Annotated in this window: 10 protein-coding genes and 1 riboswitch; of the genes, 7 read left to right on the top strand and 3 right to left on the bottom strand. The window is 42.0% G+C overall.

What is annotated here, in order from left to right; all coding sequences use genetic code 11:
- Nucleotides 1-14: 14 nt before the first annotated feature.
- From ACM0OR_RS01960 to ACM0OR_RS01950, 3 genes are all read right to left on the bottom strand, one after another.
- The gene (locus ACM0OR_RS01960; protein ID WP_414574794.1) at nucleotides 15-1,922 is read right to left on the bottom strand and encodes a GTPase; all 1,908 of its coding nucleotides are present in this window, start codon (nucleotides 1,920-1,922) and stop codon (nucleotides 15-17) included.
- A 152-nt stretch (nucleotides 1,923-2,074) separates the two neighbouring features.
- A complete protein-coding gene (locus tag ACM0OR_RS01955; RefSeq protein WP_414574870.1) occupies nucleotides 2,075-2,677 on the bottom strand; it encodes a Uma2 family endonuclease in 603 nt (200 codons plus the stop codon).
- Between the two features lie 171 nt (nucleotides 2,678-2,848).
- The gene (locus ACM0OR_RS01950; RefSeq protein WP_414574793.1) at nucleotides 2,849-3,016 is read right to left on the bottom strand and encodes a hypothetical protein; all 168 of its coding nucleotides are present in this window, start codon (nucleotides 3,014-3,016) and stop codon (nucleotides 2,849-2,851) included.
- Nucleotides 3,017-3,027: 11 nt separating this feature from the next.
- Between ACM0OR_RS01950 and mutS the strand changes: the two genes are divergently transcribed.
- The 7 genes from mutS (at nucleotide 3,028) to ACM0OR_RS01915 (ending at nucleotide 13,310) form a co-directional block, all read left to right on the top strand.
- Complete coding sequence (mutS, locus tag ACM0OR_RS01945) at nucleotides 3,028-5,601, top strand: DNA mismatch repair protein MutS (RefSeq protein ID WP_414574792.1); 2,574 nt, start codon at nucleotides 3,028-3,030, stop codon at nucleotides 5,599-5,601.
- 145 nt (nucleotides 5,602-5,746) lie between these two features.
- A riboswitch (cobalamin riboswitch) is annotated at nucleotides 5,747-5,891 on the top strand.
- A gap of 294 nt (nucleotides 5,892-6,185) precedes the next feature.
- Nucleotides 6,186-6,596, top strand: a complete 411-nt coding sequence (locus ACM0OR_RS01940) for a DUF1636 family protein (RefSeq protein ID WP_414574791.1) — start codon at nucleotides 6,186-6,188, stop codon at nucleotides 6,594-6,596.
- Nucleotides 6,597-6,830: 234 nt separating this feature from the next.
- Nucleotides 6,831-8,882 carry a TonB-dependent receptor plug domain-containing protein gene (locus ACM0OR_RS01935; protein ID WP_414574790.1) on the top strand — a complete coding sequence of 684 codons (2,052 nt, stop codon included), beginning with the start codon at nucleotides 6,831-6,833 and terminating at the stop codon, nucleotides 8,880-8,882.
- Nucleotides 8,883-8,957: 75 nt separating this feature from the next.
- A complete protein-coding gene (locus ACM0OR_RS01930) occupies nucleotides 8,958-9,830 on the top strand; it encodes a (2Fe-2S) ferredoxin domain-containing protein (RefSeq protein WP_414574789.1) in 873 nt (290 codons plus the stop codon).
- A gap of 87 nt (nucleotides 9,831-9,917) precedes the next feature.
- Complete coding sequence (locus ACM0OR_RS01925) at nucleotides 9,918-11,126, top strand: ABC transporter substrate-binding protein (RefSeq protein ID WP_414574788.1); 1,209 nt, start codon at nucleotides 9,918-9,920, stop codon at nucleotides 11,124-11,126.
- Nucleotides 11,126-12,193: an iron chelate uptake ABC transporter family permease subunit gene (locus tag ACM0OR_RS01920; protein WP_414574787.1), complete on the top strand. Its 1,068-nt coding sequence runs from the start codon at nucleotides 11,126-11,128 to the stop codon at nucleotides 12,191-12,193. The genes ACM0OR_RS01925 and ACM0OR_RS01920 overlap by 1 nt, the downstream gene beginning before the upstream one ends.
- A gap of 73 nt (nucleotides 12,194-12,266) precedes the next feature.
- Nucleotides 12,267-13,310 carry an ABC transporter ATP-binding protein gene (locus tag ACM0OR_RS01915; RefSeq protein WP_414574786.1) on the top strand — a complete coding sequence of 348 codons (1,044 nt, stop codon included), beginning with the start codon at nucleotides 12,267-12,269 and terminating at the stop codon, nucleotides 13,308-13,310.
- The last annotated feature ends 33 nt before the right edge of the window (nucleotides 13,311-13,343 follow it).

Below are 13,343 nucleotides of genomic sequence, written 5' to 3'. Positions count from 1 at the left end.
TCCGTGAAAAGTCATCAAGCTTGCTGCAAATAGTAGTCAAAGCGTTGCCGGAGTTGTTGTATAGTTAAATTCTGCGTCCAGTATTCTACAAGGGCGTGACCAAATGCCCAGGCATTACGATCCGGAGTGGTAGGGTTTTCTAAAAGTAGCGGCCACAGAGATAATAGGTCGAATTTAACTGGGTGAGAGTCCTCTGTTCGCAACAGGGAGAATAAATCATAAGCCATCTGGAGTTTACCAATGACAATCGGTAACTGTTCTACTGGAATTTGCTCGGCTAGGATGTAAGCCAAAGTAGGAGAACCTGTTGACAATGTAGCGATAAACTGTAATACAGGACTTTTTAGTAGTGCAGTTAATCCTTGGGTGCTTGCCATTTGGAAGGTGTAGTGATCGATGATTTTGGCAGCAGCTACAGTACGGGCTTCTAGGTTACGCAAAAACCTGGCTAGTCTGAGTTGCTTTGCGGGTGCGATCGCTTCTATTAATCCTAAAGATAAAGCATCTATTCCCCAAGCAATTCTCCCTGTTTGCAAATCACTAGTAACCACAGGTAAAACTAAATTACAAAATTCACCTAATAATTCCGCACGATAGGCTATAGCTTCTCGAATGGCGATTTCCTTTGGTCTTTCGCCCCATTGCCAATCATAGGGGGGTTGCCATTCTCGGATGGGACGCAGACGATCTACCTGGGTGACAACTGCGATCGCGGGGATATCTGCAATGGTTGCCTTAATTGCTTGCAAAAAGTCTACATCCATTTGCAAGGCGGGATCAAGCACGGGAGTCACTAAAAGTAGCAAATCAGCGTTAGTGGCGTAGTTTAACACCATTTGACGTAAATCTTCCCGCTTGACTTGTTCATAACCAGGTGTATCCCAGAGATGGAGGGTTTCGCCGTCTTGGGTTTGCCAATGATAATCTTGAATTTGGTCTGTGCTGGGTAAAACGTCAACTTCTGCGAGATCCCCTTGAAATATGGTGTTAATCAAGCTGCTTTTCCCTGCGCCTGTTCTCCCCACGAGTAAAATACTGAGAGGTTTTTGCTCGACTTTCTCGACGGGTTCAGCTTCGGATAGGATGTTTTGCAGAGTTTGGGTTTTGGTTTTCGGTAGAGTTGGTGTAGAAACTGCGGCTGTGGGTAGGATCTCACCACCGTAGAGAGCGATCGCCTGTCTACACAAATTCCTCAAAGCAGCTTCTCGGAATAATTGACCCAAATTCCCTAATAATTGCTGATTTGCCTGATTAGAATAGCCCTTAGTCGCACGGTTAGCCACAGCCGCCACCGGATTTAACAGCCACTGCGCCCAACCCCAAGCCCGTAAAAGCTTTCGCGCTGATGGTTCTAACTTGCGGTAGACTTCGTAGCCTTGATAGGCTTGCCCAACTGTCACCTGATTGAGTGCCGGTGATAACTTTTGCATCCACTGATCTACATCATCCACTGTTCCCCGAATCAGTCCATAAGCTTGGGGAAGGTAGATATTTAGTAAAGGATATTGCACTTCTGGATGATAAATCCGGGCTACAGCCACCACCAAATCTTGACAACGTTGCCAAAAAGTTGGCCAATCTTCCCAAATCGGGCGATCGCTTTGAGCAACTGTCAGGATTTCTTGGAGTGCGGCTTCGGCTTGCTGTGTAGCATCACTGCTGACTGGTGTGGTAGTATCTGCAACTGTCGATTTTAATTCTTCACGGACTTGGGCAAGTGCAGCTTCTACTTGTTTGATTGCGGGTTGAGTCCACCGCACCAATAACCAACGCCAACCCACAAATACCAGTGTGAACACACCCCAAATCCAATTGAGTCCCCACTCATGGATCTGCATCCCGGCGGATACCAGTAAGAAAATGATGATGGAGGCGATGGGGACGGCCAATACTACCCACTGCCACGGTTTTAAACGCACCATGATCTTATACCTACTTGAGTTAGATTGCTAATACTGCTATTTTCACTGTAGTAGGTGATCAAGTTTGAATTGATGGATAAACAAGTTTGTAGTATTCGCGTAGCGTCTCGTAGAGAGGACTTTAGTCCTTAAAAAAATCAGGACTAAGGTCACTATGGCATAATATTGTCAAGTTTAAGTTGTAAGTTGGGAAACAGAGAAGAGAAAATAGTATCTCCCAAACGATATTGTTGCTGCTGATATACGCCATTCACTAGTTGACAGATTGTGAAGGTAGGTTGTTTGGGATTACCGATAAATTGCAAGCCACCCAAACCGCGAAAATCTACAATCCAATATTCTGGTATTTGCAGAAAGGCATATTCTTCAACTTTTCTGGCATAATCATCCTGCCAATTTGTACTCACAACTTCAGCAACTAACTCAATAGTATTGCCATTACAAATAATCGGTTCTTTTTGCCAAAGTGGTTCGTTAGTAAGTTTTGCTTTATCTAAAACAATAACGTCTGGACGGAGTGCTGTTGCTTCAGCCGCAGGTGGCTTAATCAAACAAGTTTTTGGAATCAGCCAGTTTAAATTAGAACGAAGAATTTCAGCATAAATTCTCCCCGCAATATTTCCTGAAACTTCTTCATGCGGGCCAGTTGCTTCCATGTCACGTAGTTGTCCGTCAATGAGTTCGTAACGGGGGTTGTCCCCATACTCGACTAAAAATTGCTCGAAAGTGAGGAGTTTAGGTGGGCTATAAGTCATAAATTCGTATTGTGACATACTTAAGGCTAATAACTGGCGGGAAGTGAATGCGCTCACGATTTACTTGAGCCACAATTGCCATGAGTTGTGCATTCATCCGCCCTTCCAAGCCCTCAAGCTTGATATATTTCAGTTTCTGGGTAGGGATACACTCATATTGCTATTTAAGCATTATCTAGTATTACCCAGCAAGATTAATGGGACAGACCACCAGTAACCTAAAAGAGTTTCTGAGAATAGGAGATAAGTGATATAAAAAAACCTTACGCGATCGCCCTGAAATTTCCACATCACGTTATCATCGGATATTGTGGCTTTGGCGTGCGTAAATTCTAGCATCTATCCTACCTATGACCGTTTCTGACTCTGATATCCAGCCGAAAGAACCCAATCATTCCACAGGGCCGCATACCGACACGCGACAGGTAGACCGTAGGAAGCTGAGTAAAATGTATCAGCACTATGTTGAGGTCAAAGATAAACATCCTCATGCGCTGTTGCTGTATCGAGTAGGCGATTTTTTTGAAACTTTTTTCCAAGATGCGGTCACAGTATCGAGAGAATTAGAATTAGTTCTTACTAGCAAACACGGCGGTGAAGTTGGTCGCGTCGCCATGACTGGTGTACCCCACCACGCTTGGGAACGCTACACTACCCAACTGGTAGAGAAAGGTTACGCCGTAGTGATTTGTGACCAAGTGGAAGACTCTTCTGAGGCTGTGGGTTTGGTGCGGCGGGAGGTGACGCGCATCCTCACCCCTGGGACATTGCTAGAAGAAGGAATGCTGAAATCAAGTCGTAATAATTACTTGGCGGCTGTAGTAATTGCGGGAAATCACTGGGGTTTAGCCTATGCAGATATCTCTACCGGGGAATTTCTCACCACCCAAGATAGTGATTTAGAACATCTCACCCAGGAACTCATGCGCTTGCAGCCTTCCGAGGTATTAGTTCCCACCAATGCGCCTGATTTGGGTACTTTGCTGCGTCCTGGGGAAACTTCGCCCCATTTACCAGAGTGTTTACCACCATCATTTTGTTATAGTTTACGATCGCAAGTTCCCTTTTCTCAGGGTGAGGCTAGAAGTAAATTATTGCAGACATTTAAAGTGCGATCGCTAGAAGGTTTAGGTTGCGATCATCTCCCCTTGGCTGTCAGGGCGGCGGGTGGGCTATTGGAATATGTGGAAGATACCCAAAAAGAAAAACCTATCTCTCTGCAAAGACTCCGCACCTACACCATCACCGATTACCTAATTGTTGACCACCAAACCCGCCGCAACTTAGAAATTACCCAAACAGTCCGCGATGGCATTTTTCACGGTTCTCTACTTTGGGCATTAGATAGAACTAGCACTGCAATGGGTACTAGAGCTTTGCGGCGGTGGTTGTTGCAACCATTACTAGATATTAAAGGCATTCGGGCGCGGCAAGATACTATTCAAGAACTCAAGGAAAATACACCTTTACGTCAAGATTTGCGACAATTATTGCGGCAGATTTACGACTTAGAACGACTCACAGGTAGAACAAGTTCAGGAACTGCTAACGCGAGAGATTTAGCGGCTTTGGCTGATTCTCTCGCACGTTTGCCAGAATTAGCCCAATTAGTAGCTGATGCGCGTTCTCCCTTCCTCAAAGCATTGCAAAAAGTGCCACCAATTTTAGAAGAATTGGCGCAGAATATCCACGCCCACTTGGTAGAATCACCACCGATACACCTGAAGGACGGGGGCTTAATTCGTGCTGGGGTTAATCCTCAGTTGGATGAAAGAAAGGCGACGGTAGAAGCAGACCAGCAATGGATTGCGAATTTAGAAGTAGATGAAAGGGCTAGAACAGGAGTACCTACACTGAAGGTAGGATTTAATAAAACCTTTGGTTACTACATTAGTATTTCCCGTGCCAAATCTGACCAAGTACCCGATAATTACATCCGCAAGCAAACCCTCACCAATGAGGAACGGTACATCACTCCAGAACTCAAAGAACGAGAAGCCCGGATTCTCACAGCACGAGATGATTTGAATCAGTTGGAATATGAGGTGTTTGTAGCACTGCGGCAAGAGATAGCCCAAGAAGCGGAAGTAATTCGCACCCTTTCCCGCGCCGTCGCCGCCGCCGATGTGTTGTGTGGTTTGGCTGAATTGTCAGTACAGCAAGGTTACTGTCGTCCCGAAATGATTCCTGGACGGGAAATAGAAATTGTTGATGGTCGCCACCCTGTAGTAGAACAGTCTTTACCTGCGGGGTTTTTTGTCCCCAACTCAACGGAATTAGGAAGTAGTACAGAAAATACTACGGCTCTACCAGACCTGGTTATTTTAACTGGGCCAAACGCCAGTGGTAAAAGTTGCTATCTGCGTCAAGTGGGATTAATTCAGCTAATGGCGCAAATTGGCAGTTTTGTCCCGGCTAAGTCGGCAAATTTGGGAGTATGCGATCGCATTTTCACCCGCGTGGGTGCAGTTGATGACCTAGCGACAGGTCAATCTACCTTTATGGTGGAAATGAATGAAACAGCCAATATTCTCAACCACGCCACAGCTAGATCCCTAATTTTGTTAGATGAGATTGGTCGGGGAACAGCTACCTTTGACGGGCTGTCTATTGCTTGGGCGGTAGCCGAATATCTAGCTACAGAAATCCAGGGGCGGACAATCTTTGCAACTCACTATCATGAATTAAATGAATTAGCGGCGATGTTACCTAATGTTGCTAACTATCAGGTGACAGTGAAAGAATTACCAGATCAAATTATCTTTCTACACCAAGTCCAACCGGGAGGTGCTGATAAATCCTATGGGATTGAAGCGGGACGGTTGGCGGGTTTACCTGCGGTAGTAATTCAAAGAGCAAAACAAGTAATGGGGCAAATCGAAAAACACAGTAAAATTGCGATCGGGTTGCAGAATTTAGAGTAGGTAAAATCATTAATATTTCTTGACAATTTTATCCTATTATTCAGATTGCAAGTTCCAGCCTGTTAGGTGCATAGATTAAAGAGTGCTGTTGTGGTAGCGAGACTTGTTTTCTTTGAAGAAATCAGTGCGATCGCTAAAATTGCTGTATGATGGCTACATATTCGGTTCTGATGGGGAACAGCCATCAGAGGTAACGGGGAAAGATTCGGTGTAAATCCGGCACTGTCCCGCAGCTGTGATGAGATGTAAATCTCAAAGTCAGAATGCCCGCCGCCAATAAAACAAGTTCCCATCTGCGAGGTACAGGTGAATATTGCAATGAATATTTTCCCAATTCAACAGGATTACTGTCTCATACCGTCAGACATACTCCACAGACTACAAATTTCTATGAAATTTTAGACAGTTTCCTACGCATACAAATTCTTCCATAGAAGGTTCTAGATACAAAGCTGAAAACCCAGTTGTATCTGATATCTCCCTTCGCATATTTACATTATCTTCAGCGAGCCTATCCTGCGGGTTCTGCTTGCAATATGCGCGAAACAAAAATCGCCCCATTAATCAGCAACGTCTGAAAATCAATGAATCAAAAACAGCATACGATATTTGTCTGCACGACCTGCGCCAGTATATGGCAAGATGGCAAGCGAGTTGGTGAAAGTGGCGGACAGCGACTATTACAACAACTTCAAGAACTTGCACAAACCTGGGAATTGCAACATCAATTCTCCATTCAAGGCGTTGAATGTATGAGTGCTTGCAACCATGCTTGCGTTATCGCCTTCAAAGGAGAAGGAAAATTAACCTATCTTTTCGGCAATTTACCAGTAGATGGTAGTGCATCTGCGGTGCTGCAATGTGCTACTCAATACTATGATAAACCAGATGGTTTACTACCCTGGTCAGAACGACCAGAACCTTTAAAAAGAGGCATTTTAGCAAAAATCCCACCCCTAAATAAGTGGGCAAAATTAACCGTAAATTGCTGTTAATTAATGACCATTAGTGTATAAAGTTCGTAGTAAGGACTTTAGTCCTCAAGACTCTCAGCACTAAAGTGCTTACTACAAACCTTTGAAACTAGCTTGTAAATTACCCCATCTATGTGATAATCATAATCATTATCATAAATAGCAGATTTCCTACTGGTTGAGGGTTTTTTACTAAAAAAGCTCAAATCTTTGCTTGCGACCAATTTTTAGTGATACAGGTGGCTTAAATTACCAATGCGTACTCAGTTTATTACCAGATGGGGAACTCAACTTATTGTTTCTAGTTTGACTATCACCGTAGGGATGCTGTGGGAAAATTCCAGCACCATAGCCATAGAAGTTACACAAGAACAAGAACCAGATATTGAACTCACAGTTATTGACAAACTCCTCAATGAACCTGTCTTTTCTCCCTTTCGTCGCGAAGGTACGGTAAAAGATTCCACTCGTCCGGTTTACGTCATTACTGGCGAAGAAATGGAAGCGCAAGGTGCGAGAACAGTGAAAGAAGCACTGCGATTTCTCCCTGGTATTTTAGGTGACGGTACTGTTGGGACAGAAGTAAATGCTTTAAGCGGTCAATTTATTCGCGGTTCTAATACAGGTCAAGTATTAATCTTGTTAGATGGTAGACCTATTAATAATCTTGGTGGTGGTGGTTTTGACTTGTCAGAATTTACAACTAACAATATTGAAAGAGTTGAAGTATTACCCGGAGGTGGTTCAACTCTTTATGGTTCTGATGCGATAGGTGGGGTAATTAACATTGTTACTCGTCGTCCTACAGAGAAAATCACCACGGAAACGAAAGTCAACATTGGTTCATATGGACTCAACCAACAAAGCATTCAAAATAGTGGTAAGTCTGGTGATATTTCTTGGGTAGTAGGTTACAACCGTACCCAAGCACAAAATAATTATCCTTTCACCATTCCTGAAGCCAATTTTGAGGGGACGAGAAGGAATAATGATGCACTCTTTAATAACTTTAACGTCAAACTAGAGGCAAATTTAGGTAAACGTAATACATTAACTCTATCAACTTTATATTTAAGTAAAGAACAGGGAGTGCCGGGAGGCGTACCGATTCCTGTACCCCAATTTGGACAGGGGTTTTTTAACTCTCTGACTGAGAATAATCGTAAATATACAGACCAAGTTCTAACTGATTTAACCTGGAATTTCAAATTAGGAAGCGGAGATGATTCACTGTTAACAGCGAGAGTTTACGCTGATTTTCTCAATACTCGTTTTGATAATCGTAGCGGTGCAATTACATCTCAAAATCGCTTTGATACCAAACAGGATTCCTATGGTATTCAAACCACACATAGCTGGAACTTTACCAAGAATCAAACCTTAGTTTATGGTTTTGATTACCGAAATACCAATGTACGCAACACCACATTTAATTATGGTACAAATATCACCAGAGAAAACTATGATGATGCGATAGGCCAAGGGGCAATTTTTGGTAAATATGAAATTAATTTTTCTCCTAGCTTGAGCATGAATTTAGGAGTACGGCAAGATTTTAGTAGCTTGGTGAATGGTTCATTTACATCCCCATCTGTAGGGGCAAAGTTAGCTGTATCAGACTCAACTACACTCAGAGCTAACTATATCAGAAATTTCCGCGCTCCTACGATAGCCAATTTATTTAATAATAATCCTACTAACATTGGTAATCCTGAACTGAAACCAGAAAAAGGGGATAGTTTTGATGTGGGTATTGACCAAAAATTAGGAAAGATTGGCTTGTTGAGGCTGACATTTTTTAGTAACAGAGTTTCTGATACAATCGCTTTTAAAAGGCTCACTCCGCCTGTGAATGGTAATACAGGTACTTGGGAAAATATCGGGTTAGTTCATACTACGGGAATTGAGGCTTCGTTAAATTTACAGTTAGCGAGTAATATCTATGCTTTTGTTAATTATACGGCTAATGATCCGCGTATTTTAGAAAGTGCTAATCCGGCGGAAATTGATAAGGAGTTGCGGTTTGCAGGTGCTGATAAGTTAAATTTGGGAGTGTCTTATGAAAATCCTCAAGGTTGGTATTTGGGGGTGTTGATGAATTCTTTAAATGGATATCCCACTAATAATATTAATACGGAATTTCTGTCGGGGTATACGACTTTTGATTTTAAGATGCGTGTGCCGATAAGTGATAGTTTGGTGTTGACTGGTAGTTTGGATAATTTGTTTGACCAGCGTTATCAGTTGTTTCCTGGGTTTCCTGATGGGGGGAGGGTTTTTCAGGTTGGGTTGAGTTCTCGGTTTTAAGAGGAAGAACTTTTTCACGCAGAGGCGCAGAGGCGCAGAGAGAAATTAGAGAGTTTAAAACGAGGAGGATATGGTATGTCTGAGTTTAATTGTTGGGTGACACCAGTTAATGAGGTGGTGAGGGAAAGTTTAGCTACGGGGGGGTTTGTTGAGTATGAGTATTTTGATTGTGGAAGTGATGTTTTAGCGTCGTTAGTTTATACTTTGTTTGAACAGAATTGGCAGCAGGTTGGGGTTGGTCATATTGTTCAAGGTAGTGTTTTGGAGTTGGAATTTAATGCACCACCAAAGCTTTGTATTCTCTATGATGGATATTTGACTGTAGCGGCTGAGGGTTGGCATTTACATTTATGTATTGATACTAATTTTGGTGGGCCTTTGTGTAAGACTTCTGTGGAAGTGAGAACGCAGCGTCAAGTTAGTCGTGCAGCTTTTTATCGTCGGTTTAATACTGGAGGTAATCCTCGTAGTTGGGGGATTCAATTTTGGAATGGTGCTAATGAACAATTGATGACGATTTTATTACCTAATCCTTTCGTGGATGGTGAAAACTTATTACCGGAAGGTAAACCAAATTTAGATAAATTAACTCTTTATCAAGAATTGAGAGATATTTATGTATTAGGTAAAAACCCGATACCATTTACCAAAAATCCTCTCAAACATTCCTATATTTCTGTTTGTACCTCTACACGCTGTCTTCCTTCCCGTAAATGGCAACCTACATTTGATGCCTTAAAATCAGCAGTAGAAAACGCAGGTTTAGACATCGAAGTAAGAACCTCCGGCTGTCTAGAAGTGTGTCAACTCGGCCCAGTTGTTTTTTATTCCAATGATAGAACTTGGTACACTCGCGTTCACCCCAATGTTGCCGAAAATATCGTCAACGAACATCTAGTTAAAGGTAACAAAATCACCGAAAACCTCTACCCACCCCAAACCCCCTAACCCAGATTTCTCACGCCAAAATATCTCTCAAACTCTCTGCGTCTCTGCGCCTCTGCGTGAGATAAAAACCATCCTTCCTTCACACCCATGAAATTGGTAAAACTCACCCACCAAAAAACAATCATTTTCCTCTGCCAATTATTCCTCATAGCCACCCTCATCATCGCCTGTCATAACACCACAATTCACACATCAACTAATACCTGCACTCAAAACTACAACCCCAATCAAGATTACTTCCCCAATAAAATTACAATCACCCATGCCACAGGCTTTGCAGTAGAATATCATCAACACTACAAAGTAGTCACTATCAAAAACCCCTGGCAGAATGCAAAAACCCAGTTTCAATATGTTTTAGTTCAATGTGGAACTCCCACACCCCAAGGATTTAATCAAGCACAGGTAATTACAGTTCCCATTAACTCTATAGTCTCTCTATCAACTACACATTTACCCCACCTAGACAAATTAGGTATAGTTGATAAACTGATTGGGATTAGTAATAGCAATCAAGTCAATACTCCTGGTGTAGTTGAGAGAATCAAAGCCGGAAAGATTACACAAGTCGGAAATAATTCCAATGTGGATATAGAAAAATTATTAGAATTAAATCCTGACTTAGTGACAACTTTCGGTACAGGAAATTCCCAGACTGATAGTTATAGCAAACTTACAGAGGTGGGTTTGAAGGTGGCGATAAATGCTGAGTATATGGAAGACACACCATTGGGAAGAAGTGAATGGTTGAAATTTACAGCTTTGTTTTTTAATCAAGAAGCACAAGCAGAAAAGATATTTAATGAAATTGCAAATAAATATACACAAATAGCCGAAAAAGCTAAATCTTTAAAACAGCGTCCGACTGTATTTGTTGGCTTTAACTTTAAAGGTACTTGGTTTATGCCGTCTGGTCAAAGTTATGTAGCCAAATATCTCGCTGATGCTGGAGGAAAATATCTTTGGAGTGATGATAAATCTGCTGGTAGTCTCCCCCTTTCTTTTGAAGTGGTTTTAGAACGTGCAGCTAATGCTGATTATTGGTTGAATTTTAGCCAATCTTGGCAGAGTTTGAAAGATGTCGTAGCTGAAGATAGTCGCTATGCTGATTTTCAAGCTGTGAAAACAGGCAATCTTTATAATAACAATGCTCGTGTAAATGATAGTGGTGGTAATGATTACTGGGAGGGAGGAATTAGTAACCCTGATATTGTTCTCTCAGATTTAATTAAAATATTACATCCAGAAATATTACCTAATCATCAACTATTTTACTACCGCAAATTTATTCAATAATGTTACTGAAAAAATATCTCCCGACAAACCTGTCATTGTATGCCAAATCTACGTCTATCAAAACCTTAGCTTTTTCACTGCTAATTATAGGTTTTGTTTTTGCATTTTTACTAGATTTAGCTTTGGGTTCTGTCTCTATTCCTATTCAGGAAGTTATCAATATTTTACTGGGAAAAGAATCAGAAAAGGTGACTTATGCTCATATTATTCTCAAATTTAGACTACCTAAAGCTTTGACGGCAACTTTAGCAGGTGCGGCTTTGGGTGTGAGTGGGTTGCAAATGCAAACTCTATTTAAAAATCCCTTGGCGGGGCCTTTTGTCTTAGGAATTAGTTCTGGTGCGAGTTTAGGTGTAGCTTTGGTGGTGCTAACTGCAAGTGTGACTACACCGACTTTATTAAATGATTTGGGAATCATTACTGATTTTGGGTTGGTGATAGCCGCTAGTTTCGGCGCAGCATCGGTTTTAGGTGTGATGTTAGTGGTTTCTCGTCGAGTACAAGATACGATGACACTACTAATTTTAGGTTTGTTGTTTGGCTATGCTACTAGTGCAATTGTGAGTATTTTGTTGCAATTTAGTTCTAAAGAACGGATTCAAAGTTATATTATGTGGACTTTTGGTAGCTTCGCTGGAGTGACGTGGAAACAGTTAATTGTTTTGATTCCGGTGATACTTTTAAGTTTATTGATGGCGGTGTTGCAATCAAAATCTTTGAATGCGCTTTTATTGGGTGAATCTTATGCGCGGAGTCTGGGTTTAACTGTGCAGAAAACTCGATTTTCTGTTATTACTAGTGCTTCTATTTTAGCAGGTGCTATTACGGCTTTTTGTGGCCCGATCGCATTTTTGGGTGTGGCTATTCCTCATTTGTGTCGCAGTCTGTTTATGACTTCCGACCATCGAATTTTAATCCCTAGTGTGATATTTATGGGGGCAATTTTGGCTTTGGTGGCGGATTTGTGTTCTCAAGTTTGGGTGAGTCAGATGGTTTTACCTTTGAATGCTATTACGGCTTTGATTGGTACTCCTGTGGTTAGTTGGGTGATTTTGAGGCGTAATTAGGATTTTTTAACGCAGAGGTGTGCTGAGGTAGGCGCGGAGGTACGCGGAGAGTTTTTTTGAGGTTGGATTGAGTATGGGTGATGCGGTGTTGACTACTTTTGGGTTGAGTATTGGTTATAAGTCGGGGAAGGGGGTGCGGTGTGTTGCGTCGGATATTTCTGTGTGTCTGGAAGCTGGGGAATTGGTGTGTTTACTGGGGCCGAATGGTGCGGGTAAGTCTACCTTACTGCGATCGCTTGCGGGAATGCAACCACCTCTAGGGGGTGAGGTGCGACTTTTGGGTGATGATATCTATAAGTTAGCACCGCAGGATTTAGCCAAGCGGTTGAGTTTGGTGCTGACGGAAAGGGTTGATGTGGGTATGTTATCAGCCTATACTCTGGTGACTTTGGGACGACATCCTTATACTGACTGGTGGGGAAGGTTAAGCCCAGAAGATGAAGCTATTGTAGATTGGGCGATAAAATCTGTAGGTGCGTTACATTTAGCTTCACGTCAAGTCAGCGAACTTAGTGATGGTGAACGTCAAAAAATTATGATTGCGCGTGCTTTGGCGCAGTCGCCGATGGTGATGCTATTGGATGAACCAACGGCATTTTTAGATTTACCACGACGGGTGGAAATTATGCAATTGTTGCGTCAGTTAGCACGGGACACTCATCAAGCAATTCTGCTTTCTACCCACGATTTAGATTTGGCTTTACGTTTAGCTGACCAAGTTTGGCTATTAACAACTAATGGTATTTTACACGTTGGCGCACCAGAAGATTTAGTGTTAAGTCGTGCTTTTGCTGATGCTTTCAAGAGTGAAGGTGTGGAGTTTGATATCTTGTCTGGGGAGTTTCATCTGCATACACCCCCCAAGGGAGAAATTAATCTGATAGGTGAGGGTATTGCTGCACTGTGGACTGTTCGCGCTTTACAAAGGGTGGGATTTTTCGTTAACCAATTTGCTAGTTCTTCAGCTAAAAATACTATAGAACCACAAAACTTTATAGAAATAATCTCCAACTCAGAGAAAGTTTTATGGCGTATTACTAATAATAAAACTGTGTACACCTATTATACATTGTCTGATCTAATTAAGTTTTTTAAAAGTGATAAATTTGCTAATTAATGATGATGAAATCTTGTCTAAAATCATGGTAAT

Source organism: Anabaena sp. CCY 9402-a (assembly GCF_963920945.1).
Taxonomy (GTDB): Bacteria; Cyanobacteriota; Cyanobacteriia; order Cyanobacteriales; family Nostocaceae; genus Trichormus; species Trichormus minutissimus.
This window is presented reverse-complemented; position numbering and strand designations above follow the sequence as displayed.